This is a genomic window from Nitrospina gracilis Nb-211 (genome assembly GCF_021845525.1).
Taxonomy (GTDB): domain Bacteria; phylum Nitrospinota; class Nitrospinia; order Nitrospinales; family Nitrospinaceae; genus Nitrospina; species Nitrospina gracilis_A.
The window spans coordinates 497,583-524,224 of sequence record NZ_JAKJKD010000001.1 but is presented as its reverse complement, the minus strand read 5'-3'; the positions used below and the strand labels follow the sequence as shown (position 1 = coordinate 524,224).

General features: G+C 58.0%; 28 protein-coding genes and 1 tRNA gene. 12 read left to right on the top strand and 17 right to left on the bottom strand.

Going from position 1 to position 26,642, the window contains the following annotated elements; genetic code table 11:
* Nucleotides 1–79: 79 nt before the first annotated feature.
* On the top strand, nucleotides 80–385 hold the full coding sequence (locus J2S31_RS02515) for a 2Fe-2S iron-sulfur cluster-binding protein (protein WP_237097474.1): 306 nt from the start codon (nucleotides 80–82) through the stop codon (nucleotides 383–385).
* 76 nt (nucleotides 386–461) lie between these two features.
* On the opposite strand, the gene J2S31_RS02510 is transcribed toward J2S31_RS02515, so the two are convergent.
* Nucleotides 462–821, bottom strand: coding sequence for a hypothetical protein (locus tag J2S31_RS02510; RefSeq protein WP_237097473.1), 360 nt, complete (start codon nucleotides 819–821; stop codon nucleotides 462–464).
* Between the two features lie 47 nt (nucleotides 822–868).
* Between J2S31_RS02510 and J2S31_RS02505 the strand changes: the two genes are divergently transcribed.
* A complete protein-coding gene (locus J2S31_RS02505; RefSeq protein ID WP_237097472.1) occupies nucleotides 869–1,666 on the top strand; it encodes an SDR family NAD(P)-dependent oxidoreductase in 798 nt (265 codons plus the stop codon).
* A 194-nt stretch (nucleotides 1,667–1,860) separates the two neighbouring features.
* Here the strand turns inward: J2S31_RS02505 and J2S31_RS02500 are convergent, their stop codons facing one another.
* Nucleotides 1,861–2,925, bottom strand: coding sequence for an NAD-dependent epimerase/dehydratase family protein (locus J2S31_RS02500; protein ID WP_237097471.1), 1,065 nt, complete (start codon nucleotides 2,923–2,925; stop codon nucleotides 1,861–1,863).
* Nucleotides 2,926–3,068: 143 nt separating this feature from the next.
* Between J2S31_RS02500 and J2S31_RS02495 the strand changes: the two genes are divergently transcribed.
* Both J2S31_RS02495 and J2S31_RS02490 read left to right on the top strand, forming a co-directional pair.
* On the top strand, nucleotides 3,069–4,442 hold the full coding sequence (locus J2S31_RS02495) for a phosphomannomutase/phosphoglucomutase (protein WP_237097470.1): 1,374 nt from the start codon (nucleotides 3,069–3,071) through the stop codon (nucleotides 4,440–4,442).
* Nucleotides 4,439–4,816, top strand: coding sequence for a VOC family protein (locus J2S31_RS02490; RefSeq protein WP_237097469.1), 378 nt, complete (start codon nucleotides 4,439–4,441; stop codon nucleotides 4,814–4,816). The genes J2S31_RS02495 and J2S31_RS02490 overlap by 4 nt, the downstream gene beginning before the upstream one ends.
* A 6-nt stretch (nucleotides 4,817–4,822) precedes the next feature.
* On the opposite strand, the gene amrB is transcribed toward J2S31_RS02490, so the two are convergent.
* The 5 genes from amrB to J2S31_RS02465 form a co-directional block, all read right to left on the bottom strand.
* Nucleotides 4,823–5,626, bottom strand: a complete 804-nt coding sequence (gene amrB, locus J2S31_RS02485; protein ID WP_237097468.1) for an AmmeMemoRadiSam system protein B — start codon at nucleotides 5,624–5,626, stop codon at nucleotides 4,823–4,825.
* Between the two features lie 20 nt (nucleotides 5,627–5,646).
* Complete coding sequence (locus J2S31_RS02480) at nucleotides 5,647–6,423, bottom strand: protein-L-isoaspartate(D-aspartate) O-methyltransferase (RefSeq protein ID WP_272908523.1); 777 nt, start codon at nucleotides 6,421–6,423, stop codon at nucleotides 5,647–5,649.
* On the bottom strand, nucleotides 6,356–6,724 hold the full coding sequence (locus tag J2S31_RS02475) for a hypothetical protein (RefSeq protein ID WP_237097466.1): 369 nt from the start codon (nucleotides 6,722–6,724) through the stop codon (nucleotides 6,356–6,358). The genes J2S31_RS02480 and J2S31_RS02475 overlap by 68 nt, the downstream gene beginning before the upstream one ends.
* A gap of 133 nt (nucleotides 6,725–6,857) precedes the next feature.
* Entirely contained in the window at nucleotides 6,858–8,018 is a 1,161-nt protein-coding gene (moeB, locus tag J2S31_RS02470) for a molybdopterin-synthase adenylyltransferase MoeB (RefSeq protein WP_237097465.1), read from the bottom strand.
* A gap of 116 nt (nucleotides 8,019–8,134) precedes the next feature.
* Nucleotides 8,135–9,322, bottom strand: a complete 1,188-nt coding sequence (locus J2S31_RS02465; protein ID WP_237097464.1) for a pyridoxal phosphate-dependent aminotransferase — start codon at nucleotides 9,320–9,322, stop codon at nucleotides 8,135–8,137.
* Between the two features lie 432 nt (nucleotides 9,323–9,754).
* Between J2S31_RS02465 and J2S31_RS02460 the strand changes: the two genes are divergently transcribed.
* Together J2S31_RS02460 and J2S31_RS02455 are read left to right on the top strand one after the other, a co-directional pair.
* On the top strand, nucleotides 9,755–11,824 hold the full coding sequence (locus J2S31_RS02460) for a TonB-dependent receptor plug domain-containing protein (RefSeq protein WP_237097463.1): 2,070 nt from the start codon (nucleotides 9,755–9,757) through the stop codon (nucleotides 11,822–11,824).
* Between the two features lie 4 nt (nucleotides 11,825–11,828).
* Entirely contained in the window at nucleotides 11,829–12,506 is a 678-nt protein-coding gene (locus J2S31_RS02455) for a YfiR family protein (RefSeq protein WP_237099883.1), read from the top strand.
* Nucleotides 12,507–12,539: 33 nt separating this feature from the next.
* Here J2S31_RS02455 and J2S31_RS02450 read toward each other — a convergent pair whose 3' ends face one another.
* From J2S31_RS02450 to J2S31_RS14560, 3 genes are all read right to left on the bottom strand, one after another.
* Nucleotides 12,540–13,214, bottom strand: coding sequence for an XRE family transcriptional regulator (locus J2S31_RS02450; RefSeq protein ID WP_237097462.1), 675 nt, complete (start codon nucleotides 13,212–13,214; stop codon nucleotides 12,540–12,542).
* 560 nt (nucleotides 13,215–13,774) lie between these two features.
* A complete protein-coding gene (locus J2S31_RS02445) occupies nucleotides 13,775–14,878 on the bottom strand; it encodes an aldo/keto reductase (protein WP_237097461.1) in 1,104 nt (367 codons plus the stop codon).
* A gap of 69 nt (nucleotides 14,879–14,947) precedes the next feature.
* Nucleotides 14,948–15,076 (bottom strand): hypothetical protein, encoded by a 129-nt coding sequence (locus tag J2S31_RS14560; protein ID WP_272908522.1) that lies wholly within the window; start codon nucleotides 15,074–15,076, stop codon nucleotides 14,948–14,950.
* A 369-nt stretch (nucleotides 15,077–15,445) separates the two neighbouring features.
* Between J2S31_RS14560 and J2S31_RS02440 the strand changes: the two genes are divergently transcribed.
* On the top strand, nucleotides 15,446–16,012 hold the full coding sequence (locus J2S31_RS02440) for a hypothetical protein (RefSeq protein ID WP_237097460.1): 567 nt from the start codon (nucleotides 15,446–15,448) through the stop codon (nucleotides 16,010–16,012).
* A 277-nt stretch (nucleotides 16,013–16,289) separates the two neighbouring features.
* Nucleotides 16,290–16,376, top strand: a tRNA-Leu gene (locus J2S31_RS02435).
* A 91-nt stretch (nucleotides 16,377–16,467) separates the two neighbouring features.
* Here the strand turns inward: J2S31_RS02435 and J2S31_RS02430 are convergent.
* Nucleotides 16,468–17,256: a hypothetical protein gene (locus J2S31_RS02430; protein ID WP_237097459.1), complete on the bottom strand. Its 789-nt coding sequence runs from the start codon at nucleotides 17,254–17,256 to the stop codon at nucleotides 16,468–16,470.
* A 323-nt stretch (nucleotides 17,257–17,579) separates the two neighbouring features.
* Nucleotides 17,580–18,485 carry a glycine--tRNA ligase subunit alpha gene (locus J2S31_RS02425; protein WP_237097458.1) on the bottom strand — a complete coding sequence of 302 codons (906 nt, stop codon included), beginning with the start codon at nucleotides 18,483–18,485 and terminating at the stop codon, nucleotides 17,580–17,582.
* Between the two features lie 302 nt (nucleotides 18,486–18,787).
* Between J2S31_RS02425 and J2S31_RS02420 the strand changes: the two genes are divergently transcribed.
* Nucleotides 18,788–20,530 carry a SulP family inorganic anion transporter gene (locus J2S31_RS02420; RefSeq protein ID WP_237097457.1) on the top strand — a complete coding sequence of 581 codons (1,743 nt, stop codon included), beginning with the start codon at nucleotides 18,788–18,790 and terminating at the stop codon, nucleotides 20,528–20,530.
* A 229-nt stretch (nucleotides 20,531–20,759) separates the two neighbouring features.
* Here the strand turns inward: J2S31_RS02420 and J2S31_RS02415 are convergent, their stop codons facing one another.
* Both J2S31_RS02415 and J2S31_RS02410 read right to left on the bottom strand, forming a co-directional pair.
* A complete protein-coding gene (locus tag J2S31_RS02415; protein ID WP_237097456.1) occupies nucleotides 20,760–21,347 on the bottom strand; it encodes a hypothetical protein in 588 nt (195 codons plus the stop codon).
* A 118-nt stretch (nucleotides 21,348–21,465) separates the two neighbouring features.
* On the bottom strand, nucleotides 21,466–21,954 hold the full coding sequence (locus J2S31_RS02410; RefSeq protein WP_237097455.1) for a hypothetical protein: 489 nt from the start codon (nucleotides 21,952–21,954) through the stop codon (nucleotides 21,466–21,468).
* A gap of 83 nt (nucleotides 21,955–22,037) precedes the next feature.
* Between J2S31_RS02410 and J2S31_RS02405 the strand changes: the two genes are divergently transcribed.
* Both J2S31_RS02405 and J2S31_RS02400 read left to right on the top strand, forming a co-directional pair.
* Complete coding sequence (locus tag J2S31_RS02405; RefSeq protein ID WP_237097454.1) at nucleotides 22,038–22,412, top strand: hypothetical protein; 375 nt, start codon at nucleotides 22,038–22,040, stop codon at nucleotides 22,410–22,412.
* Nucleotides 22,413–22,517: 105 nt separating this feature from the next.
* A complete protein-coding gene (locus J2S31_RS02400) occupies nucleotides 22,518–23,000 on the top strand; it encodes a DsrE family protein (RefSeq protein ID WP_237097453.1) in 483 nt (160 codons plus the stop codon).
* Between the two features lie 60 nt (nucleotides 23,001–23,060).
* On the opposite strand, the gene J2S31_RS02395 is transcribed toward J2S31_RS02400, so the two are convergent.
* The 3 genes from J2S31_RS02395 to J2S31_RS02385 all read right to left on the bottom strand — a co-directional run bounded on the left by J2S31_RS02395 (nucleotide 23,061) and on the right by J2S31_RS02385 (nucleotide 24,870).
* A complete protein-coding gene (locus tag J2S31_RS02395) occupies nucleotides 23,061–23,405 on the bottom strand; it encodes a tetratricopeptide repeat protein (RefSeq protein WP_237097452.1) in 345 nt (114 codons plus the stop codon).
* A 39-nt stretch (nucleotides 23,406–23,444) separates the two neighbouring features.
* Nucleotides 23,445–24,359: a tetratricopeptide repeat protein gene (locus J2S31_RS02390; protein ID WP_237097451.1), complete on the bottom strand. Its 915-nt coding sequence runs from the start codon at nucleotides 24,357–24,359 to the stop codon at nucleotides 23,445–23,447.
* Nucleotides 24,360–24,450: 91 nt separating this feature from the next.
* On the bottom strand, nucleotides 24,451–24,870 hold the full coding sequence (locus tag J2S31_RS02385; RefSeq protein WP_237097450.1) for a secondary thiamine-phosphate synthase enzyme YjbQ: 420 nt from the start codon (nucleotides 24,868–24,870) through the stop codon (nucleotides 24,451–24,453).
* A gap of 199 nt (nucleotides 24,871–25,069) precedes the next feature.
* On the opposite strand from J2S31_RS02385, the gene J2S31_RS02380 reads away from it, so the two are divergent.
* Entirely contained in the window at nucleotides 25,070–26,494 is a 1,425-nt protein-coding gene (locus tag J2S31_RS02380) for a Glu/Leu/Phe/Val family dehydrogenase (protein ID WP_237097449.1), read from the top strand.
* Nucleotides 26,495–26,642: the final 148 nt, after the last annotated feature.

The following is a 26,642-nucleotide window of genomic DNA, read 5'->3' as shown; positions in this document are numbered from 1 at the left end:
TTTGCCGCTTCCCATGTCAATTTACAACCTTCATTCTGGGGTTAATTGACCGAAAATACGGCATTTCGAGGAAACATCCATGCCCAAGATCACCGTTCAAGACACCGAAACCGGTGAGCAGAAAGTCTTCAAGGTAGGCTACGGCGGCAACCTGAGAAAAGCCGCCCAGCACCACGACATCAGCCTCTACCGGGGCCTGCACGAGTACACCAACTGCCACGGCATGGGGTCCTGCGGCACCTGCATGGTGGAGATCGAGCCCATGGAGCACGTGAACGATCACGGCCTCATCGAAAAGCTCCACAAGATCAACGGCAACCGCAAGCTGGCCTGCCGCACCAAGGTGTACGGCGACATCACCATCAAGACCAAGCTGGTGGAATGAGCGCCGCCTCCGGCACTCCCCCTCCCTTTCTTCTATCCTGAAAATTTCATGGACTGTGTGCGGCGGAAGTACGCCTTCAGATGATCTGCAACAGGATCAGCATGGGCAGGAAGATGAGCCCCATCACCGTGATCCCCGCGTGCAGAACCACATCCCATTTTCGGCTCATCGGAATGATTGTGATAAAGTAGAGGGCCACGAGATAATCCCAGATCGTGTTTTCTCCATGAATCGCGTTGATCACGAGATAGGAGCCGAGGCCGAACAGCACCGCAACATAGACGATCAGATGCGTTCTCACCAGCGACGGGGTCTTTTTCTGAAATCCGAGTGACAACCCGAGGAACACGTTGATGATGTGCAGACAGATGGTAACCGCCACCCAGATCAAAGACGGCGACGCCTGCACCTGATCAATCATGCTCGGGGGGTTCATGGACGCATCTCCAAAGGCTGGCTGGAAAACAGGAAAGGAATTTTAACATGGATTTGAATCTGGCAGGACGCAAAGTCCTGATCACGGGAGTGGGAGACGGCATCGGCCGCGAACTGGCGCTGGCCTTCGGCAAAGAAGGCGCGCGTGTGGCCGGGTGCGCCCGCACCACCGAACGCCTGCAGACGCTGGAAAAGGAAATGGAAGGCGACGGGCACCTGTTCCAGTACGCCGACCTCACGCAGAAGGACGACCTCGAGCGCTTCTTCTGGTTCGCCGTGGAGCAGTTGGACGGACTCGACGTGCTGGTCAACAACGTCGGCTCCATCACGAAGATGGCAACGTTCCTCGAGCTCACCGACGACGACTGGCAGGAGGCGTTCGACATCAACCTCATGACTGCCGTGCGCCTGTGCCGGCTGGCGGTGGCGGAACTCAAAAAATCAAAGTCCGCCTGCATCCTCAACATCTCATCCATCGCGGGCAACCGCCCCAGCGGCATCTTTCCGCATTACGCCGCGATGAAAGCCGGGATGTCCAACCTCACCGTGTCGCTGGCGCACGCGCTGGCGCCGGACGGCATCCGCGTCAACACCGTGGCGCCGGGGCCGGTATGGACGCGGTCCTGGGAATACGAAGCCGAAGCCGCTGCCAAGGGCACCAGTAAAAACAAGGAAGAGATGGTGGAAGAGATCAAACAATCCACCGCGCAGGAGGTGCCGCTCAAACGCATCGGCGTGCCCGCGGACGTCACCGGCCTGACCTTGTTTCTCGCGTCGGACCACGCGTCGTGGATCACCGGCGCGCACTACACCATCGACGGCGGCATCGTCAGCAACCCGTTTTGAAAAGCAAGTCTGCGGCATTGCCATCCAAGCTCACGGATGGGTTGCGCGCGTCCCATTAAAAAGCAAAAACACAGATTCTTCGTTGCCGGTGGGCTCCTCAGTATGATCCGGCTACGCCGGGAGGCGACGGGTCATACTGCGTCAGCGAAGAATCTGTGTTTTGATTTTAAAGCGAGACTCAGAGTACCAACTCGCTATAACCGTTTGCGCAGGCCGTCGTGAATTTCCTGAAGGGTCTGTTGCAGGGTGTATTTGTAATCCCATTCGGGATAGTCGGTTTTGAAGCGGGTGACGTCGCTGATCCACCAGATGTGGTCGCCCGCGCGGGCCTTGTCCACGTATTCCCATTTCAGCTTGTTGCCGCTGATCTCTTCACACATGCGGATGGCCTCCAGCACCGAACAGTTGCTGTGGCGTCCGCCGCCCAGGTTGTACACCTTGCCCACGCCGGGCCGCTTGTAAAACTGGTAGAGCGCCGCCACGGTGTCACTGCTGTGGATGTTGTCGCGCACCTGTTTTCCCTTATAGCCATACACCTTGTACGGCATTTTTTTCATGGTGCACATCATCAGGTAGGAAAGGAAACCATGCAGTTCCGTGCCCGAATGCGCGGAACCCGTCAGGCATCCGGCACGGAAGCACGCGGTCTTCATGCCGAAGTAACGGCCGAACTCCTGCACCATCAGGTCGCCGGACAGCTTGGACACGCCGAACAGGCTGTGCATGCATTCGTCGATGATCATGGTTTCATCAATGCCCTGGGCGTAGTACGGGTGCTTGCTCTCCAGTTCCCAGCGCGTTTCTTCCTCCACAAAGGGAAACGAATTCGGCCTGTCGCCGTACACCTTGTTGGTGGACATGTAGATGAAGACGGTATCCGGACAGTACCGCCTGGCCAGTTCCAACAACACCAGCGTGCCGTTGGCGTTGACCGTGAAATCGGTCATCGCCTGTTCCGCCGCCCAGTCGTGCGACGGTTGCGCCGCGGAGTGGACGATGAGCTTGATGTCCTTGTCGTATGTTTTGAATACCCGCTCCACGTTGGCGCGGTCGCGGATATCTACCGAGTGGTGGGTGTAGTTGTCGTAAGATTCTGTCAGGCGCCGCTCATTCCACACGGTGGAAGCCTGTTCGCCGAAAAAGATCGAGCGCATGTCGTTGTCCACACCATGCACGGCAAATCCCTGCCCCAGCAAAAACTCAACAGCTTCCGAGCCGACCATGCCGCTCGAACCGGTTACAATTGCAATGTCTGTCATCGTATCACCATCCGTCAAGCGTCCCGCGGCCGCGTCTTGCCACGCATAACAACCATTTCCTGCGTTGCCAACGGATCGCAATTATTCTATGCTTAAAATTGTTCAACTATTAATATAACAGACAACCTTTTCCTCCTCAAACAATGAACCCGCAAATCTTCCGCGAATACGACATCCGAGGCCTGGTGGAACAGGATCTAGCGCCCGAAAACGTCGAACTAATTGGAAAAGCCATCGGCACTTATTTCCGACGCAACAACAAAAGGACTCTGACGCTCGGATGGGACATTCGCCGCAGTTCCAGAGAGTTCCGCACCATCCTGACCCGCGCGCTGAACAGCACCGGCTGCGACGTCATCGACATCGGCATGGTTCCGACCCCGGTCGCCTATTACTCTCTTCACAAACTGAACGTGGACGGAGGCGTGATGATCACCGGCAGTCACAACCCGCCGGAGTTCAACGGATTCAAAATCAGTTTCGAAAAGCACAGCCTGTACGGCAAACGCATCCAGGAGTTGAAGACGCTGATCGACCGCAACGATTTCGAAAACGGCAATGGAAGCGCCAGCGAGCAGGACCTCAAACAGGATTACATGGATCACATCGCGGGGCTGATCCAGATCAAGCGCCCGCTCAAGGTGGTGCTGGACGGCGGCAACGGCTGTTTCGGCATCGTCGGCCCCGAACTCATCCGCCGCCTGGGCGTCGAGACCATCGAACAGTTTTGTGAACCCGACGGCACGTTTCCCAATCACCACCCGGACCCCACCGTGCCGAAATACATGGAAAGCCTGATGGCGCGCGTTAAAAAAGAACAGGCGCATCTTGGCATCGGCTTCGACGGTGACGCCGACCGCATTGGCGTCGTCGATGACAAAGGCACGCTCTTGTGGGGCGACCAGTTGCTGATCCTGTTCGCACGCGACCTCTTGAAACACCATCCCGGGACAGCGATAGTGGGCGAAGTGAAATGCTCGCGCAACCTGTTCGCCGACATCAAGAAACACGGCGGACAGCCACACATGTCCGCTGCCGGGCATTCGCTCATCAAAAAGAAAATGCAGGAGACGAAGGCGTTACTTGCAGGGGAGATGAGCGGGCACATGTGCTTCGCCGATTCGTATTACGGTTTCGACGACGCCATCTACGCCGCGTGCCGGATGCTGGAGCTCACCGCCAACACGGACCAGCCGGTTTCCGAAATGCTGGCCGACCTCCCGGTCATGCACAACACGCCGGAAATCCGTATCGACTGCCCCGACAACCTGAAGTTTGAAGTCGTGAAGGAAGTGACGGAAACCTTCCGCGCGCGGTACGATGTGATCGACATCGACGGCGTGCGCATCGAATTCGAAGACGGCTGGGGTCTGCTCCGCGCTTCCAACACGCAGCCGGTGCTGGTGCTCCGCTTTGAAGCCACGAGCAGGGAGAAGCTCAATGAGTATCAGCGGTTGGTGAGCGCCGAGCTCGAAAAATACAAACCCGACGTCAACTTCATCCCGGTACCCGCATGAGGTATGCGCACACACGCTTCCGCGTGTCCAACATGGACGCGTCGCTTAAATTCTACCGCGACGTTCTGGGCATGAACGTGGTGGAGGAATCGACTTCGCCGCGCGGCTCGAAGCTGGTGTTCCTCCAGTTTCCGGAAAACGACGCGGAACTGGAGCTGTGTTCGTTTCCCGACAGCGGCGACGTTTCCGTTCCCGAGGACCTCGTTCACCTCGCGTTTGAGGTGGATGATCTGGATGTGTGGATGAAGCGTTTGAAGGAAGGCGGCGCGCCCATCACCGAAGGACCCACCGAAAGCCGAAGCGGATCGCGGTTCATTTTCACCGAGGATCCGGACAGGTACGAGATCGAAATCATTCAGCGCCCGAAACCCTGATTCCGCTCAGGTCACGATCACCCCGGCGTAACCGACCACATGGTCCATGTCGCCGCTCACTTCCCCCGACGTCATGTAGCGGCTGAGCACCGCCTGCTTTGCGCCGAGGTCGCGCACCGCCGTCAGCATGACGGTGACGGGATTGACCCCGCACATGGTGATGTGCTGGTCGTGCACGGTGGTGTGCAGGCCTTCCGCATCGAGTTTCAAAATCTGATCAATCGCGCGGCGATCCTTGCGCGAGGCGCTTTCGTGCGTTTCGTAATGCGTCATGTCGGAGCTCGCCACCACCAGCACCGGTTCCCCCCCCTCCTCGATCGCACGCGCCAGCGCGTGGCCCACCTTGATGCAGTCCGCCAGGCTGAGCCGCATGAGGCAAAGCGGCACGAACTTGAATGGTTTTTTGAAGTACTGAAGGAACGGCAGTTGCGTTTCCAGCGAATGTTCATCGCGATGCGCGGCGTCATCCTCTTCCACGCCGGGCAGGTATTTCTTGATGGCGGCGGCGAGTTCGGTGTCGATCTCCACGTCGCCCATCGGCATCGTCCATGTGCCTTCCGACAGGATGGCAACAGGCCGGCCGCGGCCGGTGTGGTTGGGCCCGATGATGAGGATGCGGTCGGGGATGTCGATCCGTTCGTACACCGATCCCGCCACGTCGCCCGAATACATGAACCCCGCATGCGGCGCCACCGCCCCCAGCGCGCGCACGGGTTTGCGTTTGCCTGAAAGGTGACTTTTTATTTCCTCAATCAACGCCTGAGGCTGGTCCGGATAAAAGCGGCCGGACACCGCGGGTTGTCGAAGCATCCCACACCTCCCGTTTCAAGCTACCGATTGCGCACCGCGCCCGTCATCGGCACGAAACGCACGCCGGTCATGACCTCCTGTATCACGCCATCGGCGCGTTTCCGGATCAACAGCAGTTCCTGCGCCATCCCGGCTTCCACCGGAAGCACCATGCGTCCGCCGGTCTTCAACTGGTCGATCAGCGGTTGCGGAACTTCCGGTGCGGCGGCGGTGATCACGATGGCGTCGAACGGCGCGTGTTCGGGCCATCCCTTGTAGCCGTCGCCGTGCCGGACGCTGACGTTATTGTATCCCAGTTTTTGCAGACGGTCGCGGGCCTGGTTGGCAAGCGGTTCGACGATCTCGATGGTGTACACCTCCCGCACCAGTTCGGAAAGCACCGCCGCCTGATAACCGGACCCGGTGCCGATCTCCAGCACGCGGTCGCCGGGTTTCAGCTCCAGCGCCTGGGTCATGAGGGCGACGACATACGGTTGCGAGATGGTCTGGTGGTGGCCGATGGGCAGGGCAAAATCGGAGTAGGCAAATGGTTCCTGCGAAGGCAGTACGAACTTGTGGCGGGGCACCCGGCGCATCGCCTCGAGCACCCGCGGGTCGGAAATGTCCCGCCCGCGCAGGTGCTCGTTGACCATGTGTCGGCGTTCCTGTTCGTAGCTCTCCGTCCTGGCCTGGCCGGAGAAAAATACAACCGAGAAAACGGCTGTGAAAAGGGAAAGAAGAAAAAAGTGTTTAGAAAATGAGACCGTTCTTTTTAAGCCATTCTTCGGTATCGAAGTTTTCGTTGACGAATTCCTCAAACTCGATTTCCTTTTGTGACAAAGGCTGGCCATCGATGTACTGAGAGGTGTCCACGGCTTTCTTTTTGGAACGGCGGGGTTTCTTCTTGGGTTTTTCCGAGCCCTCTTCCACTTCCACGTCAAACCCTTCGGTCAGGGTCTGCAGCTTGAGAACCAGAACCATGAAGCTCTGCGGGCAAATGTCTTCCCGCTTCTGTATTTCCGCAACGATCTTTTTGACTTTCTCCGAGCTCAGCACCGCTTCGGTGATGGCTTTCGAAAGTTTTTCGTAATCGCGTTCGGGATCCTCGGAGTGACTCAAGGAAGCCTCCTTTCCTTAATGACGCATGTTTCCCTAACAAACACTGAACTGCATAAAGGCACCTTAAACCGGGGCCCCCCTCATGTCAACAAGGGTAAACGGAACCTGATTGCAGGCAAGCCTAATTGAATGATTAATATTGCGGTATGGAAGAATCGATTTTTTCAGACCATTCCAGAATGCCGCCGCGCATGCTTTTCACGTTGTCGAAGCCCATCGACTTGAGCGCCTTCGCCGCCTTGAGGCTGCGCACGCCGCTTTTGCAATGGATCACGATCTCGTCCGTTTTCTTGAGGCCATTCAGCTTTTCGGGATTCCGTTCCTCGATCACGTCGAGCGGAATCATCATGGCCGCATCGATGCGGCAGATCTGCCGCTCGCCCTCGCCGCGCACGTCGATGAAACGGAAACTCCTGCCCGCATCGAGCATGGCCTTCACGGCTTCCGGTTCGATCTCCATCGCCCGGTCGGCTTCTTCATCTTCCGCCGCCGCAGGCAGGATGCCGCAGAACTGCTCGTAGTCGATGAGTTCCTTGATCGTCGGGTTCTCGCCGCAGATCGGGCAGTTTTTGTCCCGGCGCAGTTTCATCTCGCGGAACTTGGTGCCCAGTGCGTCGAAGATCAAAAGACGTCCGCCCATGGGCTCGCCTTTTTCCAGAACGATCTTGAGCGCCTCGTTGGTCTGCAGACAGCCGATGATGCCGCAGAGCACACCCAGCACCCCGCCTTCGGCGCAACTCGGCACGAGGCCGGGGGGCGGCGGTTCCGGGTACAAGCACCGGTAGCACGGGCCGCCCGCATGGTTGAATACGGAAACCTGCCCTTCGAAGCGCAGGATACAGCCGTACACGTACGGCTTGCCGAGCAGGACACAGGCGTCGTTCGCCAGGTAGCGCGTCGGAAAGTTGTCGGTGCCGTCCACGATCACGTCCCAGCCCTCGAAGATACGCAGGGCGTTTTCGGAAGTCAGGCGTTCGTTATACACGACGACGTTCACGTCGGAATTGATGTCTTTGATCCGCGCTTTCGCGGATTCCGTCTTGAGCATGCCAACGGTGGATTCGCCGTGGGCGATCTGGCGTTGCAGGTTGCTTTGGTCCACAACGTCGAAGTCGATCAGCCCCAGGGTGCCAACGCCCGCGGCGGCGAGATAGAGAACGGTGGGAGAACCCAACCCGCCACTGCCAATGCACAGCACTTTCGAGTTGCAGATTTTCTCCTGGCCTTCCACACCCACCTCAGGCAGAAGCAAATGGCGGCTGTAACGGTTAATCTGGTCTTGCGTCAAACTCATGGTTCTGTTCCAGTGAATGGTTTGTCTGGGATGGTTTTGTATGATTGTATTCTATCAAATTGTGAGATGCGCGGAAACCGCATTTGGATTCTTTAGGATCCTCGTGGTGGCGCTTTCTACCCGTTTTGCGCCTCCCGGAAGGCCGCTTCCAGCCCTGGCAGGGCGCCTTCGATGACCGCATCCGGAAAGCAGTACGACAGGCGGAAATAGCCCGGCGCGCCGAATCCGCGCCCCGGCACCACCAGCACCTTTTTCGCGGTCAAAATCTCGATGAACCGCATCTCGTCCTCCAGCGGCGATTTGGGGAAAAAGTAGAACGCCCCGCCCGGTTTCACCACGTCGTAACCGATGCGCGTGAGTTCCCGGTAAAGCAGGTCGCGCCGCCTGCGGTACGCGTCCACGTCCACCGTCACGTGCTGGACCTCCTTCACCACCCGCTGAAACAGCGCCGGGGCGTTGACGAATCCCAGCACCCGGTTGCAGAAAATGAGCCCGGCCATGACGTTGGCCGCATCGGCGCATTGCGGATGCACCGCCACGTAACCGATGCGTTCGCCGGGCACCGCGAGATCCTTCGAATGCGAGGTGATGTACAGGCTGTGCTCGTACACCTCAATGGGATTCGGCGTCGGCTTGCCCTCGAACAGGATCTTCTTGTACGGATCATCGGCGATCAGGTAGATCGGCTTGCCGCGTCTCTGCGACTGTTCCTTAAGCAGGGCCGCCAGTTCCTCCATCGCCTGCCGCGTGTACACCACGCCGGTGGGGTTGTTCGGCGAGTTGATGATAACGGCCTTGGTGCGGTCGGTGATGGCGGCGGCGAGCACCTCGAAGTCGATCGAGAAATCCTCTTTCGTGTTCACCGCCACGGCCTGCCCGCCGTGGTTGTCCGCATAAAAAAAGTATTCGACGAAGTACGGCGCGAAGACGATCACCTCGTCGCCCGGATCGAGCAGGGTTTTGAGCGCGATGTTGAGCCCGCCGGCGGCGCCGCAGATCATGACGATGTCGTTCGCGCCCAGCGTCACCTTACATTCCTCGGACAAGGCCCCGGCGATGGCGGCACGCACGTCCGGAAATCCCGCGTTCGGCATGTAACGGTGGCGGCCGGGGGTGGGGTCCTGTGCCGCGGCGATCAGGGCCGCTTTCACCGCCGGCGGCGGTTCCGCCACGGGATTGCCCAGCGACAGGTCGAACACGTTGTCCTCGCCGAACTCCTGCTTCAGGCGAATGCCTTCCTCAAACATTTTGCGGATCCACGAAGCCCGCTCCATGAACCCCAATACCTTTTCAGAAATCGCCATGGTGCCGTCCTTGCCATTGACTGGTTAAAGCTTCCTGCCTCCGAAATCGAAAACCGAAATAATACTCCCCCGCGCGCCAAACGCAAACCCGGAATTCCCCGGCCGTTCCGCGCACCCCGCGTTCGAGTTTCCGAAACCCTCCGAAAAAACTCAGGGTTTGGGGAAAATGGGGTTTCCACTTCATACAAAATCCGCAATAATTAAACGTCTCCAAGCCCGGGTTTCGATAAGGGAGGGACCAGGCGACTGCAAGGGGCTCAACCTGAACCGATTGATTGTTCACCCAGGCCCCGGCTGATGCAAAACGGGCATGATCCGAGTTTGCATGCCCGAACCGTGAACCTGAAATTGAATGCGGTCCCGAACTTCCTGCGTCCTTCTCAGGGCCCTTCTCGGTTTCGCATTACATTGGATTGGCGTTTGTCCGTTGCCATGATTCATCGATTCCCGTCATTCGTCCCGCTTTTCCTGTTTTTCGCCGTCGGCATTTTAGCACATGCCCATCCGGGCATGGCCGAACCGGAAGATTCGTTTGTGGTGAAAACGCCGCCTGTTTTTTCCGGTCCCGACGACACCTTGATGAACATGCCGGTGGAGGAGTTGTTCCAGATCACCGTCACCTCCCCCGCGAAAAAGGAACAACCCCTGCATAAAAGCGCGTCGGCGATTTACGTCATCACCGGCGAAGACCTGCGCCGCACCGGCGCCACCAGCGTGCAGGAAGCCCTGCGGCTGGTGCCGGGCATGATGGTGGCGCAGATCGACTCCGCCAGTTGGGCCATCACCGCGCGCGGCTTCAACAACCGTTTCGCCAACAAGCTTCAGGTGATGATCGACGGCCGGTCGATCTACACTCCGGTGTTTTCCGGCGTGTTCTGGGACGAGGTCGATCTGATTCTGGAAGACATCGAGCGCATTGAGGTGATCCGCGGACCGGGCGCGTCGCTGTGGGGCGTCAACGCCGTCAACGGCGTGCTCAACATCATCACCAAATCCGCTCAGCGCACGCAGGGCGGGCTGTTGAGTGCGGGCGGCGGCACCATGGTGCACACCATCGACTCCTTCCGCTACGGCGGGCAGGCCACCCCGGAAACCGCCTACCGCGTGTGGGGCCGCTACGTGCAACGCGCTCCGCTCGACACCATGCAGGGCATGGAAGGGGTGGACGACTACCGCGTGGGGCGCGGCGGCTTCCGCGTGGACTGGAACCGCACCCCCTCGGACACGTTCACTTTTTCCGGCAACTACTACGACGGCGCGCTGGAACGCAGAAGCCTGAACGGCTTCGTCTCATTCACGCCGCCGCAGGGCGGGGTTCTGCGCAACAACTGGAAGATCGACGGCGGCATGTTCCTCACCCGGTGGCAACACAAAGTCAGCGAAGAGTCCGAATTTTCCCTTCAGTTTTATTACAACCGCCAGCACCGGCGCACCTTCCAGATCGAGGACGTGACCATCGACACCTACGATCTGGATTTTCAGCACCGGTTCCAGATGGGGCCGCGCCACGAGATCACCTGGGGATTCGGCCAGCGGTTCTACGACGACTCGTTTGAGAACACGCTGGGCTTTCAGTTCAACCCGGACCGGCGGCTGAACTACATTACCAGTGCGTTCGCGCAGGATCAGATCACGCTGTCGCCGAATCTGTGGACACTCACCGTGGGCACCAAGCTTTCGGTGAACAACTACACCGGCTTCGAGTACCAGCCAAGCGCGCGCCTGCTGTGGACGCCCGACCCCCGGCACACTGTGTGGGCGGCGGTGTCCCGCGCGGTGCGGATCCCTTCGCGCGCCGACGACTCCCTGCGCCTCAACCAGCCCGGACCCGCGGGGCCGGCCATCGCCGCGCTGATCGGCAAGGAAGGATTCGAGTCGGAAGACTTACTGGCTTTCGAGCTGGGATACCGGACCCAGCCCGCCAAAGAGTGGATGATCGACATCGCCACGTTCATGAATTTTTACAAAAACCTGCGGTCGCTGGAACCGGGCACGCCGTTTGTGGAAGCCACGCCGCCGCCTGCCCATCCCGTAGCACCGCTCACCTTTCACAACCGCAAAACGGGTTACACCTATGGCGTGGAAACGGCCCTGAACTGGAGCCCGCTGGACTGGTGGCAGTTGAAAACCGGGTTCACCTGGTTCGGCATGAACCTCGAGCTCGACCCGGACAGCAATGACAACATCCTCGCACAGGAGGAACACGTCGATCCCACCTATCAGTTCAACGTGCGCTCGCACCTCAACCTACCGCACAACTTTGAATTCGACCAGATGGTTTATTACGTGGACCACATCTTCTCGAACGGCATGAAGATCAAAGCGTACACGCGGCTGGACCTCAGGCTGGGCTGGCGCCCGGCTTCGTCCTGGGAGTTCAGCGTGGTGGGCCGCAACCTGCTGGAGCCGCATCATCTGGAATTCGCCGCCGGCAACGCCCAGACCACCGACCTGTCGCTCATCGAGCGTTCGGTGTTCGGCCAGGTCATCTGGAGGTATTGATGTGATGCTGAAACGGGGCGGACAGCGAGCGGGAAAGAGATGGAAGGCGGCCCTGCTGGCCGTTTTCGCGTGGCTTCTGCTGTCCGGCTTCCACCATACCTCCCAGACCGTCATGGTGCAGATTCCGGAAAAACTGGACCACAACAAGGCCACGGCGCTCAAGGTGGCGTACCTGCGTTACATTGCCGAATACACCACCTGGCCCGATTCCAAACTGGAAGAACCCGGCGCACCGATCAACTTCTGCGTTCTGGGTCACGATGTGGAAGGCCTGGCCCGGCGCATCAACCACTTGATCGTGGAACCGAATTTCTCCATCCAGGACCGGCCGGTGCGGCTGGAAATTCTGTCCCGCGGCATCCTGCCTTTTTTATCCAAAGACGCGGACCTCGCGAATTCGCTCCGCACCTGCCATCTTCTTTACGTGCTCCCGTCAGAGAAAGACCGCTGGGACAAGCTGAGCGGCCTCCTGAAATCCCAGTCCATCGTGACGGTGAGCGAGATGGAGGGGTTTTCGGACCAGGGCGGCATGATCCAGTTTGTGCTGACGCCGACGGGCAACGGCTCCCTGCGCTACACGCTGCATATCAACCTGAAACATTGCCAGCGTGCGGGACTGCGCCTGAGCTCCAAGTTCCTCAGCCTGAAACAGGCGGTGCGGATCGTCGAATTTCCCGATTGAACGGAAAAGGCAGGAAGGCCGCGGAAGCGCGACTCAGAACTTGCGTCCGGCCCAGACGACCGGGCCGAGGATGGAGTAACAGGGGATGTCCTCTTCGGACAGGACGAATTGCTCGTACTTGGGGTTGTCGGATTTGACCGCCAGCCCCTCGCCAGGCAGTCTCTGCAGGCGTTTGACCAGCACTTCTTCTTTCGGCGTGCGCAGGCAATAGATGCCGTCGTCCCGCAGGTAGTTCACCGACCCGTCTATAAGAAGCAGATCCCCCTGATGCAGGGTGGGCTCCATGCTGTCGCCGATGGCTTCAATGAGAATCAGCCCGTCCTCCGACACCTGCAACTTTTCCTGCACCCACTTTTTCTTGAAGGCGATGTGGCCCACCGTATCCCGGTGGTCCAGAGACGGCCCCAGCTTGGCTCCAGCCTTGCGGTAGATCTGGTTCAGGTGAAGGAACTCAGAATGGTCATTCGACCGGTAACCCTCTTCGTTTTCCCGCCCCGGCTCCCTCAACTTTTGCCCTTCCCCGGAAATCAGCCACTCCAGGTCCACCGGCGGATCCTGCAACCAGCAAATGTTCAACAGCAACTCGGGCGATGGGTTCACGGTTTCTCCGCGCTCAAGGCGGCTGATGTCCACCTGGTGCACATTCAGCTTGCGGGCGAATGCCAACTGGCTCAAAGGCCCGCGCAGACCGCGAATACGCTTGCCCACTTCCTTTAAATCAATTTTTTTATATTGGGCAGCCAATTTAATAGTTTTTGTTTGACAGGGTACAGGCGTTCTGGATATAGTTTAAGGGCTTCGAAGTGGAGCTTGTTTTTGGCTTATCCTTCCGTAATTTACGCAAAAAGGGCGCCCAGCCAAAAACGGACAATCCGGTCAATGGTCTTGTCTGGATGTCGGGCTAAGTGAGGAGGGGTGGAAAAAAGAATTACGGGCACTCTTCACCCGCAAAAGTACCGCATCAGCCCTTGGACAAAGTTCCCCTCCCCCGTCCAAAAAGCGATTTTTTTACCAATATGTCTATGCCCTGAGCAGGGCAATCCCGGCGAGCTTTCCTGCGAAAACATCACCCGTGTGACGCAAGTTGTGATCCTGCGAAGGCACAGTATATACAAATTTTCCGAATTTTCTAGAATTTTGCAAAGTTATATTGATTTTTTTACCCGGTTTTGTATAACCCCTTTGCTTTCAAGTAGTTTCGAGTTGAAACATTTTTGAGAAATCGACAGAAAATCCGCATCCCCCTATAAGACAAGCCCTGTTCCTGATTACAGGGACTGGAATATGGCTTTGAATTGAGCCCCGTCCATCGGTGCATGGCGGCACACGGCCAGGTTTTCTTCGATATGGCTGATCCGCTTCATGCCCACCAGTGCGGTGGCGATGCCCGGCGTACTGCGCGTGAACTGCAGGGCCCGTTGCAGATCGTTGAAGGGGTCGTCACCGAACAGGTGGCGTTGTGCTTCGGAGAGCGGTTCCAGCTTCGCCTGCGCGATGGAGCCGCTGACCACCGGGATCAACTCCAGCTCCCTGGCGGCGACCACGGCGGAGGTGTTCTTGCCATTGAGCGGTTGCGTTGGCCGCCCTACCGCCTCGCGCATCATCAGGTTGAACGGCAACTGCACGTAGCGGAAATGATCCGCCCCGCTTTCCGCAACCGATCGTGCGATCTTCTTGGCGCGCTCCAGTGAAAGATGCTTGGCCTGTCCCGGCGGCAGGCGCAGGGCGTTCCACGTCGCCAGCCCGTAGGCGCGGATCTTGCCCTCGGCCACCGCCTGCTCCAGGTAGGCGAACGCTTTTTCAATGCGGTCCCAGAACACCTCCTGCGGTACGTTGCCCAACTGCGTCTCCGGATTGTGCACGTAATAGACGTCGATGGTCTCGAGGCCGAGGTTCTGGCGGCTCCGCTCCAGTTGATCCTGCAAAAAGAGCGGGTGCATGCAATGGCAGTCCGCCACCAGGTCGTCCATACCGATGCCCTCCATCTCGCCGGAGGCGTAGCGCTCCTGAAACCACTCGACGCCGAGCGACTGCGGCAGGAAGCCGCCCTTGGAGCAGACGATCACCTCGTTACGGTGCACCGCTCCCTGCGCGATCAGTTCTTCAAGCGCGCGGCCGACGCACCGCTCGCCGCGCTCGCCGCGGTAATTGATGGCGGAGTCGATGACATTGATGCCCGCGTTCACGCAATTGACAATGGACTGGTACACCAGGTCGTCGGTGTCGTCGTCCGCATTGCCCAGGTAGGTGCCGATGCCCACCGAAGACCAGTGCAGCGGCCCGGCTTTTTGAAAATGCCCTTCGCCACACTGGAGCTCAAACCGATCCTGGTACTGCTTCGTGCCTTCCGGCGTCGCGTAGCCTGCAATCATAATCCCCCGTAAACAAATGAAATGTCGTCGCGCTTCACAATGGGTTCCATGCGCCCTCACCTTATCATTTTATCCCATCACGCCAAAAAGCAAATCCGCCGGGTTGAACCCGAAGGCAACGATTTGAATTTGCAACGCGTCCGGTTCCCTTTTATCTTGCCCTATTTCAATCACAATCCCCTTCCACGCAATCGCCATCCACCCCCCGGCCTCAGGCTGGCCGGGCCACGCCCGGAGGGAGCATTGTGGTTTCAAAATGGCGCCCACGGATCATCACGCAGTCACCCCAACGCGGTAGGACCCGTTGCCTCGGACGCAGTCCGCGCCCGCGGATCATCGCAGTCACTCCAACGCAGTAGCCAGCCTGCCCCCGCCACGCGGGTGAGAAGGGTTTTCAATATCAGTTCGCGAAAGGATTCCCCGGAAAAGCTTGCATCGTCGCCTTTTCAATTTCATCTAAATAACACAAAGGGATATTGCGCTCCGGGCCGCACCCGGACTACTCTAAAGGTAGATTACATTATTGTCCCGTAACCTGCTTGAACGGCAAAAGGAGGGGCATCACTCATGACGACCAAGCAAACGATTTATCAGGAAACCATGGCCGAAGGGCCCAAGATGGCGAAGGACATGGTGAAGGGGGCCGAGACCACCCGCGTGTTTCTGACGGACCTCGCCGACGCACTCAAATTTCTTCTGCAGAAAGGCTTCTGGAAAAGCTGGGAGCGCATGAAAGAGGAAATCAAGTTTCTTTACGGCAAGTTCACCGCGTTCGACTACGTCTGCGGCGGCGTCAGCTTTGCCCTGTGGGGGCTTGGCATGCTGATCGGCGCCATCGGCACGGGCCTCCTGCTGTACCAGGTGATTCTGTGGTTGCAGGCGGGCGACTGGCAGGCCATGCCGCTGATGATGGTCTGGACCTTCCTGTTCGAGGGCACGGCCCTGCACGGCTGGATGATGAGTCCTGAATCCTGGCTGGGCCTGCACACGATTCTGGAATGGGTGCTGACCAACATCCCGATTTCCGTCGTGCTGATTCTGGGCGGCGCGGCGTTGAGCGGGTTCATGGTGGCGGTGATCGTCGCCGCGCTCACCATCCGGCGCTTCCAGTTCATGCAACAGGAAAAAAGTTAAGCCAGACAGGTAACGGGTTCTGGAATGTGAATGACCGTTTCGCGTCTTCATGCTCGTAAGGAAGGAGGACCCTCCGGGTCCTCCTTTTTTTGTGCGCTCGAAACCTGAAGCGGCGCCGAAACCCAGGCCCACGGCTTCCGCTCCCCCCTTCCCTCCCTGCAAGGAAAAGGAAAAACATACACGGGCGAAACGGCATCCCCTCGACCACCGGGGAAACGTTAAATTCGCATTTCATTTTCCAAGACGTTATGCTATTTTACCTGCTCGAAAAGAACGCGCCGAAGTGGTGGAATTGGTAGACACGCATGATTCAGGATCATGTGGGGGCAACCCCGTGGAGGTTCAAATCCTCTCTTCGGCACCATCTTGCTCTGCCTGCCGGGCCGGATCTCATCCGGTCCGGTTTTTTTATGCCTGGGGGTGGGAGCGAAGCACAAGGTTTGGAGAAAGCGACACTACTTTACAGTGGATAGCTGGAGATCATCGAAATACGTCACCGCATCGGCTTTTGTCCACAAGCCTATTTTCCCGCCTGCTTGAAACGTTTCGTCGCGAACATCGAGCACCGGTTGCTCATCAAAGAAAACCTGAAAACGACTGCCGCGAGCAACCACCAGGAGAGTGTGCCAGGTTTTAACAGAAATGATGTGATTGAAGTTTTTCAGTTTGTAACGCACACCATTCACCACACGATAAATCCGAATATTCTGCTCCAGTGGGTTGGCGCGGGCGATGTAATAGTTCTGGTGATCCTGAGCTCTCCAAATGAGGCCTCCTCCCATATCTGCTTTGCCTGCAATGGGCAGCAATGAAACTTGGAGATCAAAATCTGTAACGGTGGTTTCCCCAACCAGCACGACATTATAGTCGGTGAAATATCCCCCGCTTTTAAGCTGAGCAAAAACATGAGGGGCGCTTGGTGGGTCCTTGCCTTGAAGGAGCTTGCTGATTCTAGCGTGATCTGACCGGTCCAGTTTGCCCAACAGGTTCAGGGACGTTTTCATATCGATCACCTGCCATTTCCCGGCAGGCCGGCCATCCACCAGAGTTCCTACCAGAAAGCCTGGCGGCAGGGTTCCCGCCGGCTCGGAGTCAAAGTTCCATACTTTTTGCGAGCTTGCTTCTTCATATTCTGGATCCGCTCCGGCAACGAGCGCTATGCACAAAAACAGGATGGGAAGGAGGATGAAAACCGTGTTTGAACCACCTTGCCCGGTTTTGAGATCAGCCCGTTTCCGTTCCACGAACCTTTCCATTACCTTCCCTCATTTTACGGACAGTTCCGTTGGCTTATATACTTTCCGGCACGAGTCGATGCTTTGTGTTGGGCTGCCGTGTAGATATGGATTTGAAGTCGTTTTATTTTAAAATTTTAAAATAAGAACCTGCGTATTTTGCTGGCTTCAATAAAGGAGAACTTAAACCCATTGTAATTAAGGAACTGGGATTGGGGCGAGTTTTCTTGGGAGTGCAACCAGATCATGGACGGCTTTAAGGAATAAATACAATATGTAGTATATGGAGAGCGGCTTCCAGATCAGGAAATTGGGGGCTTGGGGTTGGGGTGTTATGACGGGGAGGAAGGAGAGAGGGCGGGGGTTTCCGCGCCGCGCAGAAGGGGGAAGCCCATCGCTTCGCGCTGGCGCACGTAGCCTTCGGCGCACAGGCGGGCGAGTTTCCTCACGCGGCCGATGAAGCCGGTGCGCTCGGTGACGCTGATCGCGCCGCGCGCATCGAGCAAATTAAAAGTGTGCGAGCACTTGAGGGTGTAGTCGTAGGCGGGAAGAATCAGATCCTGCTCCAACAACGCCCGCGCTTCCGCCTCGTACATGTCGAACCACTGAAACAGCCGTTCCTTGTTCGATGCTTCGAAGTTGTAGCGCGAGAACTGTTTTTCCGTCTCCAGATGGATGTCGCCGTAGGTGAACTGGTCGTTCCATCGCAGGTCGAACACGTTGTCGATGTTCTGCAGGTACATGGTGATGCGCTCCAGCCCGTAGGTCAGCTCCACCGTCACCGGTTCGAGATCGAGGCTCCCCACCTGCTGGAAGTAGGTGAACTGGGTGATCTCCATGCCGTCCAGCCACACCTCCCAGCCCAGACCCCACGCGCCCAGAGTCGGCGACTCCCAGTCATCTTCCACGAAACGGATGTCGTGTTGCAAGGGATCGATCCCCAGCGCGCGCAGACTGCCCAGGTACTGCTCCTGCACATCCTCCGGCGAGGGTTTCAGGATGACCTGGTACTGGTAATAGTGTTGCAGGCGGTTGGGGTTTTCGCCGTAGCGCCCGTCGGTGGGCCGCCGGGACGGCTCCACGTAGGCCGCGCGGAACGGTTCCGGTCCCAGCACCCGGAAGAAGGTGGCGGGATTGAACGTGCCCGCCCCGGCCTCGGTGTCGTAAGGCTGGTGCAGGACACATCCGCGCGAGGTCCAGTATTCGTTCAATTTCATGATGACGTTTTGAAAATGCATGGTCCGGTATTTAGCAGAGAACATTTAATCAAGTCAAATATTTAAATCCGCCCCAGCCCGCCGGAATCGGGGTGGGCATAGGCGAAAATCTCAAAAAAACCTACCGGCACTCAAATTCAAACGAATAATTTATCGAATAAGTTCAATTCTCCTTTCGAAGCAATTCCCCCTGTATTTTGCAGTTTTGAGGATTTTTTAGATTTGCTTTCTTATTTAAAGTGAGTCCATGAAACACATCGAGGTTCCCGACCGAAGGGAATACCGGGTGAGGCAGGCAACCTCCAATGATGGGTGGAAGCGCTATGAAAGCAAATGGAATGGAAACGAAATTCGAACAAGACGCTGAGTCTTTTCAGGAAAAAATAAAGGCCCTTTTAAAAAATAAAACACAGAACCTGCGCGGTGACTTTTTCGGTGGCATCACCGCAGGCGTGGTGACCCTCCCGCTTGCACTCGCGTTTGGCGTGCAGTCGGGCCTGGGCGCGACGGCGGGATTGTACTGTGCCATCGCGCTGGGTCTGCTTTCCGCAATATTCGGTGGCACACAGACGTTGATCAGCACGCCGACCGGACCGATGACGGTCGTCAGTGCGCTCATCATCGCCAAAGTCATCGAGCAGACGGGAAGCCTGGCGGCGGGGCTGGGGTTGATCATCGCCATTTTCGTACTGGCGGGGCTGCTTCAGGTTCTGCTGGGTGTTTTCCGTATCGGCAGTTTCATTCAATACATGCCGTATCCGGTGATTTCCGGCTTCATGACGGGCATCGGCGTGATCCTGATCATTGTCGAGTTGTTTCCGTTCATGGGACTGGAATCCCCCAAAAACGTTCTGGCGGTGTTGAACGAATTTCCGGCCGCCATCCCCAACGCGAATTTTTCCGCCGTGGTTCTGGCCGCTGTGACCATGGCCATCATTTACCTGTTTCCGCGTGTGAGCAAAGCGGTGCCCAGCACCCTGGTCGCCCTGATCATCGGAACGCTGGCCACGGCGTTGATGGGATTGTCGGTGCCGATCATCGGCGACATCCCCAAAGGCCTGCCGTCCCTCAAACTGGATGAGCTCACCGGCATCGACGTCTCGCACTTGCCCATGATTCTCATTCCCGCATTGACGCTGGCCGGGCTGGGGGCGATCGACACCCTGCTCACCTCCGTCATCGCCGATACCAAAACCCGCACCCAGCACGACAGCAACCGCGAGTTGATCGGGCAGGGTTGCGGCAACATGCTGTCCGGCGCGCTGGGCGGCATCGTCGGCGCAGGCACCACCATGTCCACCCTGGTCAACATCAACACCGGCGGACGCACCAACCTGTCCGGCATGATCTCCGCCAGCTTTCTGCTGATGGTGCTTCTGGGACTGGGGGCTTACGCGCAGTACATCCCGATCCCGGTTCTCGCCGGCATCCTGATGACGGTGGGCCTGGACATCATCGACTATAAGGGACTCAAGCATTTGGCCGCCATGCCGCGCTCGGCCTCCTTCGTGCTCGTGACCGTCTTCCTGCTCACCGTGTTTGTGGACTTGATCGAGGCGGTAGCGGTGGGCATGGGCATCTCCTGCGTAGTCTTCATGAAGACCATGAGCGACATCGGCCGCAAGCAGACGTCCCTGGCGCCGTTGAATGACCTGAAGCTGGACTTCAATGGCAATGGCGACAATGGCCATTTCCATTCCCTGGCGGAAGTATCCGAGCAGATCTACGTGAAAACGGTGACGGGTCCCATCTTCTTCGGCTTCGCACGCACGCTGACGCAGAAGATTCGCGGCCTCAAAAACACACGTTGCGTCATTCTGGATATGGACCGCGTGCCGTACATCGACCAGACCGGCTTGTTCGCGATGGAAGATATGGTGCGCGAGTTGAACGACCAGGGCATCGAAGTGCTGATGGCGGGAGCCAAAAATCAGCCGCTTGAGATGCTGAAGAAAATGAAAATGGTGCCCAACGTGATCTCGCCCGAAAACTTGTTTGCAAGCACATACGAGTGCCTGCATTCACTCGGACAAAGATTGACCCCCGTGTCGGATCAGACCCGGTGATCCCAGGCGCGGCCTCGCGAGAGGCCGCCGCCCCGGCCCTCCTCCTCCTGCATCGCGTCATGTCAGCCACAGGCTCCTTGGGGAGCCTGGAAGAGGGGACCGGGGGTCATTCTTCGATAACCGGTTCGGCAGTTCTTCCCTCATCCCTCACCAAAGCGTCCTCAGAAGGACTGCCGAACAGGCCCATAGGGACCGCCCCCCGGCGGTCCCTTTTCATTTGTCTTCGCCTTCATTCCAGATCACTGAAATCCCGCCGGACCTTCTCAATGTGCTCGCGGTAGGTGTTGCCGTCGCCGTAGTCCAGAAAAAATTTGTAGCGGTTGTGCAGGTCTTTCACCTTGCGCGCATGCTTGATGGGGCACCAGTGCTGTTCCGTACGCGCCGCCACTTCCCGCACATAGGCAATCAACCCGTTGAAATAACCGCAGTACATGCAATTCAATTTTTCGATGCCGTTCAGGTAGCGCAGGTAATGACGATCGATCACGATGTAATCCGACCGTTTCACCCGCGGCACCCCGTACACCGGAAAACAAATGGTCTGATAGGCGGACACCATCATGTCCATAAACACCGCTGGAATGAAGAGAGAGTAAATCACCGGCGCCGTGACCACCGACATAATGCGCGCATCATGCAGGTAGCGGTAGACGGTCTTCATCAACAGCCTGTGCTGTTCCCGAACCTGCGCCTCGAAATAAACGCGTTTGCGTTTGATGTGATAATAAAATTTTTCCTGCCGGGTTTCGATTTCCTGCTGGAGCTGGCCTTCCAATTCCTTGATCTTGTTGAGTATGCTCTGAATGGTATCTTCCATGGTCGATCTCGTGCGTTCGCAGGTTGATGAGATACTTTTAAGGTACCACACTTCCACGCGCGGGAATTCGCACAGACGAAGTTATTGGAAAGGGGAAAAGAGAGAAAAGAAAATGCGGTCAGAAAATGGCGAGGGAGACCGGTTTTAAAATCAGCCGCTCAACCTTGAACGACATGCCCACCGATTCGCCGTTTTTCTGTTTGAGGAGTTCTTTATGAATGACCATGCCCTGGATGCCGGTCAGGCGAAGCAGATTTTCGCTGGCGAAAAAGCGGCCCTTCACCGTGCGTTCGATCTTCATCGTCGCCTCCATCATCTCCAGGCGCGGGATGGTGTCCTGCATCGGCTGGCCGCGGTTGAGGAAGGTGCCTTCCAGCTTGCCCTGCGGCCCCTTGGGGCACTGGATGTCGATCCGCCCGCGCTGGGAAGTGATCTTTTGAATGTCTTTGGAACCGAACTCGAGGATCTGCAGGAAAGGATCGAGCGGCACCGAGCCGTTCCCCTGCGCCGCCACGCGGCAGATGTTCTTGATGAGCGTGGCCGCGTTCCTGCGGTTGCGCCCTTCCAGCGGCCACTCGATGATGGCCTCCGACCCGAACAGGACCATGATGCTTTTCCAATGGGAGGGTTTTAAATTTGAAATGTGGGGCCGGGCCCCGCATAATCTCAGTATATCGCAAAGGCCACCCCATGCATGAAGTATATAAAGAAGCGTCGATCGCGGACATCCAGCGCGTCCTGAACTACTGCCACCGCCACAACGTCACCAAAGGCGGCCTGTTCGAGGTGTTCACCACCCCCGGCACCGACGTGCACATGGTCATCGTCAACTCCGGCGGCAACGACCAGCCGCTGGAACAGTTCCGGCCACTGGGCGCGTTCTACCTGAACTACACCCGCCCCGGTGCCATCACCATCGAAGTGGACGACCCGCACTTCGACGGCATGCCCGAACGCAAGTACCACGTCGCCGCCATCCGCCAGATCATCGACCTGTTGCTGGAGCACGCCCGCCCCGGAACAACCATTTCTTTCAATGACCTGCCGTCCATCCCCAAATCTTGATTGCTTTCGCCTCCACGCGGGGTGATACAATCAAAGAAAGCAAAAGAAGGGGGGACCACGCGCCCGAATGGGCGTATCATCCCACACTTATCTGGAGATTTCGACATGCACGGAATCAACGCATCGGCACGGTTTTACCTGAGCACCTTGTTCCTGGCGGGACTTTTGCTGTTTGGATTTGCTTTTTCCGCACAAGCGGACATGGGCCAGCACCGCACCGCCGACGGCAAACTGAAGGTGCTGTACCACATAGACGGCAACGACGTGGCCGTCGCCAAATACGCGATGGCGCTCGTCAAGAAACACATCGAGGCGGAAGGCGGGATAGACAAGATCGACATCAAGGTCATCGTACACGGTCCGGCGCTCCTGCTGTTCGACCGCGACGACGTCGATCCCGAACTGAAGGCGAAACTGAAATCGGTGATGGACATGGGCGTCGAGCCGGAGATGTGCCAGGTGTCGATGAAGCTGTTCGGCAAGCCTTTGGAGCGGCTCGTGGCCGGATTCATTCCCACCAAACACCCGGTGGCGGTCAAGCGCATTGCCGACCTGCAGGAGCAGGGCTACCTCTACATCAAACCCTGAGCTTCTGAGTTGGTTCCCATCCCACGCACGCCGCGCTTCGCTTGCACGTGGGCACCTGGTTCACCTCCGCGCAGGATCGTGTTCCGGGTACTTGCGGTAGAGTTTGTTGAGCAGACGTTGCGCGGTGGCGCGTTTGGAGTCGTCGTTCCGTAGCAGAAACAGGTCGCGCGCTTTCTCGGCGTGGTGCACCGCCTTCTGGCCCTGGCCGATCTGGTCCGCCACCAGCCCCAAATTGAAATGCGTCGCCGGGTGGTTCGGCTCGTAGCTCAGCGATTTTTCGAATTCGGCGATGGCCTCTTCCAGTTTTTTGGCACGGCGGCACTGCCACGCTTTGCGGAAATGAATTTCAGCGGGGTCCGACGGTGTGTCGCATGATTCCGGGTTGTCCGGTGGCAAGCCGGTCATGTCCAGCTCCTTATCGTTTTGCAGAGAGGGTGCGGCGGATCAATGAAACATGTCTTCCGGCCGCATCTTGAATTCCTTCAACATCACTTCCTTGGCCTGCCGGGCCTGCGCCGTCCAGTTGACATTGCCCTGCGCCTGATACAGATCCTCAGCCAGTTGAATGTGGCGGATGGCGAGGTTCGGCTCCTTCTGCTTGTAATAGGCGCGCGACAGGTTGTAATGCGCCTCCGGCGAATCCGGGTCGATGTCCAACGCCGCCTGCGCGGTCAGGATGGCTTTGTCCACCTGATTTATCTTCAGGTACGTCGAGCTTAGCAGGTTCCACGCCTTGACGGAACGGGGGTTGTTGCGGGCGCCGCGTTTGACCACAAGAATGGCCTTTTCATTGCGGTCCTGCCGCAGAAGGATTTCTCCCAGCGTCAGGTAAGGAAGGGCCAGCTTGGGGTTCAGCCTGACCGCTTCCTTGGAATGTTCGATGGCGCGGTCCACGTGTCCTCCAACCAGGTAACAGGCTCCGGCGAGGGCGTGCTCGCGGGGGCGGTTGGGATCCTGCTCCAGCGCCTTCTCCGCCAGCTCCAGCGCCCGTGCGTAACGATCGAATTTGTAACTCAGCCACGCCGCCAGCGCCAGATGATCCGGGTGTATGTTTTCGCCGTTCAGCAACGGCGCCAGCGTGCTCAGTGCTTCCTCAAAGCGGCCCTCTTTGTAAAATTCCAACGCGCTGTTGTAACGGTAGGCGGACACCGGGCCCGCCTTTTTCATCTCTTCGACAAACACCAGCTGCAACGGATTGCCGGTGAAATAGACGTAGTACAGGAATCCGCCGATCAGCAACAGCGTGAGCGCAACCACCCGCCAGATTTTTCGTTTGGTATTGGCTTCCACAATAATCTCCGCCTGAGAAGAGGCAGTGCGGGCGTCCGGGTTGATGACAAAAAAGTCGATGCCATTCATGTCATCGTATCGGCGCCGGTTGGGATTTGTTTAGTGTAAAGGATTGAAGAAAACGGTCAAGCCGTATCCGCAAGGCCGGGCCTGCAAAAAATCATTCACCCAGGAGATGCAGAACGATTTGCCGACGGTGCGGCGCGGTGCGGTGCTCGAACAGATACACGTCCTGCCAGGTTCCCAGCCGGAGCCGCCCCGCCACCAGCGGAATGGCGATCTGCGTCTGCGTCAGGGCGGCGCGGATGTGCGCCGGCATGTCGTCCGGCCCTTCGGCATCGTGCCGGTACAGCGGGTCGCCGTCGGGCACCAGCCGGGTGAGATACGCGTCCAGATCGCGCAAGACGTCGGGATCGGCGTTTTCCTGGATGATCAGCGAGGCGGACGTGTGGCGCAGAAACACCGTCAGCAAACCGGTGGTCAGCCCCTGTCGCTCCACCCAGTCCACCAGCGTGGCATTGATGTTGTGCAGTCCGCGTCCGCGTGTGGCAACGGTGAACTCGTGCGTGCGCTGTTGCATGAACTCCCTTATGAATAAAATCCAGCCTCGAAAGAAAACATATTAACACGGCATCTGCCGGGCTTCATTTCCGCCGATCTGCCGAAGAATGGGTCAAGACAATTAAAATTTTCCCAAACCAGCTATTTTTTGCTGTGAAGCCGGGCTTGGGAGTTTTACATTGATAAATGCGACACAACCGCAGAGGAGCCCGATCCCCATGCCAAAAACCGTGACGCAGGAGAAGAGTTTCCGCGAAAACGTCAACCTGTCGTTCGACCTCGCCGCCGCAACGCTCGACATCCCCGAAGGCCTCGCCTACTTCATCAAGGGTGCGGTCAACGTATACCAGGTGCGGTTTCCAGTGCGCATCCACGGCCGTTTCGAAAGTTTCATCGGCTGGCGCGCGGTGCACAGCAACCACAAGCTTCCGGTCAAGGGCGGCATCCGCTTCTCACCGATGGTCACGCAGGACGAGGTCGAGGCGCTGGCGGCGCTCATGTCCTACAAGTGCGCGCTGGTCAATGTGCCTTTCGGCGGCACCAAGGGGGGATTGGTGGTCGATCCCAAAAAATACGAAGTGGACATCATGGAACGCATCACCCGCCGCTTCGCGTACGAACTGATCAAAAAAGACCTCATCAACCCGGCGCTGAATGTGCCCGCGCCGGACATGGGCACGGGGCCGCGCGAGATGGCGTGGATCGCCGACACCTACATCCAGCACCGGCCGACGGACATCAACCACCTCGCCTGCGTCACCGGGAAACCCGTCTCGGCGGGCGGCATCCGCGGGCGTGTGGAGGCCACCGGACGCGGCGTGGTGTTCGGCCTGCGCGAGTTCTTCCGCCACGCGGAAGACAAAAAGCAGGCGCGGCTCGAAGGCACCCTGGAGGGCAAACGCATCATCGTGCAGGGGCTCGGCAACGTCGGCTACCACGCCGCGAAGATTCTGCAGAATGAAGACGGCGCCAAGATCATCGGTATCGTCGAATGGGACGGCGGCCTGTACGATTCCGCTGGACTCAACGTCGATGAGGTCGCCGAGTTCAAAAACGTGCACGGCGGCGTGAAGGGATTCCGTTGTGAACAGTTTTACGAAGACGGGCGCGCGCTCATGGAGGAGGAGTGCGACATCCTCATCCCCGCCGCCATGGAAGGCGTCATCACACTGGAAAACGCGCCGCGCATCCAGGCAAAGCTGATCGCCGAGGCGGCAAACGGGCCTGTCACCTTCGACGCGGAAACCGTACTGCGCAAGCGCGGCGTGTGGATGATCCCGGACATCTACCTGAACGCGGGCGGCGTCATCGTCTCCTACTTTGAGTGGATCAAGAACCTGTCGCACATCCGCTTCGGCAGAATGACCCGGCGCTGGGAGGAAACGCAGAACGAACTGCTCATCCAGGCGCTGGAAAGCAACGGCCATAAAATCGAAGGCACCCTCGCCGGCAAGCTGATGGCAGGGCCGGGCGAACTGGAACTGGTGCTCTCCGGTCTCGACGACTCCATGCGCGACGCGTTCCAGCACATGCGCGAGTATTTCTGGCGGCACGAAAACGTGGAGTCGTACCGCATCGCCGCCATGGCCATCGCCATCGAAAAAATCGCCAACAGCTACCTCGAAATGGGCGTGTACCCATGACCACGCCCCCAATCCAAAAACTTTGACCGTGGCATACGGCCCCATCCCCTTCTCCCCAGAGAGCGCTTTGCATAATCTGGATTCAGTCAGCCAAGTGGTTTGATGGATACCCGGACACAGGATGGCTTCCCTTGACCTTTTTTTAATG

Excerpts from the sequence above, each read along its gene's own strand:
- J2S31_RS02490 (WP_237097469.1), top strand. The coding sequence starts at position 4,439 with ATGAGGTATGCGCACACACGCTTCCGCGTGTCCAACATGGACGCGTCG.
- J2S31_RS02420 (WP_237097457.1), top strand. The coding sequence starts at position 18,788 with ATGAAAGCAAATGGAATGGAAACGAAATTCGAACAAGACGCTGAGTCT.
- J2S31_RS02505 (WP_237097472.1), top strand. The coding sequence starts at position 869 with ATGGATTTGAATCTGGCAGGACGCAAAGTCCTGATCACGGGAGTGGGA.
- J2S31_RS02495 (WP_237097470.1), top strand. The coding sequence starts at position 3,069 with ATGAACCCGCAAATCTTCCGCGAATACGACATCCGAGGCCTGGTGGAA.
- J2S31_RS02390 (WP_237097451.1), bottom strand. The coding sequence starts at position 24,359 with ATGAATGGCATCGACTTTTTTGTCATCAACCCGGACGCCCGCACTGCC.
- J2S31_RS14560 (WP_272908522.1), bottom strand. The coding sequence starts at position 15,076 with ATGGCGATTGCGTGGAAGGGGATTGTGATTGAAATAGGGCAAGATAAA.
- J2S31_RS02415 (WP_237097456.1), bottom strand. The coding sequence starts at position 21,347 with ATGGAAGATACCATTCAGAGCATACTCAACAAGATCAAGGAATTGGAA.
- J2S31_RS02500 (WP_237097471.1), bottom strand. The coding sequence starts at position 2,925 with ATGACAGACATTGCAATTGTAACCGGTTCGAGCGGCATGGTCGGCTCG.
- J2S31_RS02510 (WP_237097473.1), bottom strand. The coding sequence starts at position 821 with ATGAACCCCCCGAGCATGATTGATCAGGTGCAGGCGTCGCCGTCTTTG.
- J2S31_RS02385 (WP_237097450.1), bottom strand. The coding sequence starts at position 24,870 with ATGCAACAGCGCACGCACGAGTTCACCGTTGCCACACGCGGACGCGGA.
- J2S31_RS02400 (WP_237097453.1), top strand. The coding sequence starts at position 22,518 with ATGCACGGAATCAACGCATCGGCACGGTTTTACCTGAGCACCTTGTTC.
- moeB (WP_237097465.1), bottom strand. The coding sequence starts at position 8,018 with ATGAGTTTGACGCAAGACCAGATTAACCGTTACAGCCGCCATTTGCTT.
- J2S31_RS02425 (WP_237097458.1), bottom strand. The coding sequence starts at position 18,485 with ATGCATTTTCAAAACGTCATCATGAAATTGAACGAATACTGGACCTCG.
- J2S31_RS02405 (WP_237097454.1), top strand. The coding sequence starts at position 22,038 with ATGCATGAAGTATATAAAGAAGCGTCGATCGCGGACATCCAGCGCGTC.
- J2S31_RS02440 (WP_237097460.1), top strand. The coding sequence starts at position 15,446 with ATGACGACCAAGCAAACGATTTATCAGGAAACCATGGCCGAAGGGCCC.
- J2S31_RS02515 (WP_237097474.1), top strand. The coding sequence starts at position 80 with ATGCCCAAGATCACCGTTCAAGACACCGAAACCGGTGAGCAGAAAGTC.
- J2S31_RS02445 (WP_237097461.1), bottom strand. The coding sequence starts at position 14,878 with ATGATTGCAGGCTACGCGACGCCGGAAGGCACGAAGCAGTACCAGGAT.
- J2S31_RS02380 (WP_237097449.1), top strand. The coding sequence starts at position 25,070 with ATGCCAAAAACCGTGACGCAGGAGAAGAGTTTCCGCGAAAACGTCAAC.
- J2S31_RS02465 (WP_237097464.1), bottom strand. The coding sequence starts at position 9,322 with ATGGCGATTTCTGAAAAGGTATTGGGGTTCATGGAGCGGGCTTCGTGG.
- amrB (WP_237097468.1), bottom strand. The coding sequence starts at position 5,626 with ATGCTTCGACAACCCGCGGTGTCCGGCCGCTTTTATCCGGACCAGCCT.
- J2S31_RS02455 (WP_237099883.1), top strand. The coding sequence starts at position 11,829 with ATGCTGAAACGGGGCGGACAGCGAGCGGGAAAGAGATGGAAGGCGGCC.
- J2S31_RS02410 (WP_237097455.1), bottom strand. The coding sequence starts at position 21,954 with ATGGTCCTGTTCGGGTCGGAGGCCATCATCGAGTGGCCGCTGGAAGGG.
- J2S31_RS02460 (WP_237097463.1), top strand. The coding sequence starts at position 9,755 with ATGATTCATCGATTCCCGTCATTCGTCCCGCTTTTCCTGTTTTTCGCC.
- J2S31_RS02395 (WP_237097452.1), bottom strand. The coding sequence starts at position 23,405 with ATGACCGGCTTGCCACCGGACAACCCGGAATCATGCGACACACCGTCG.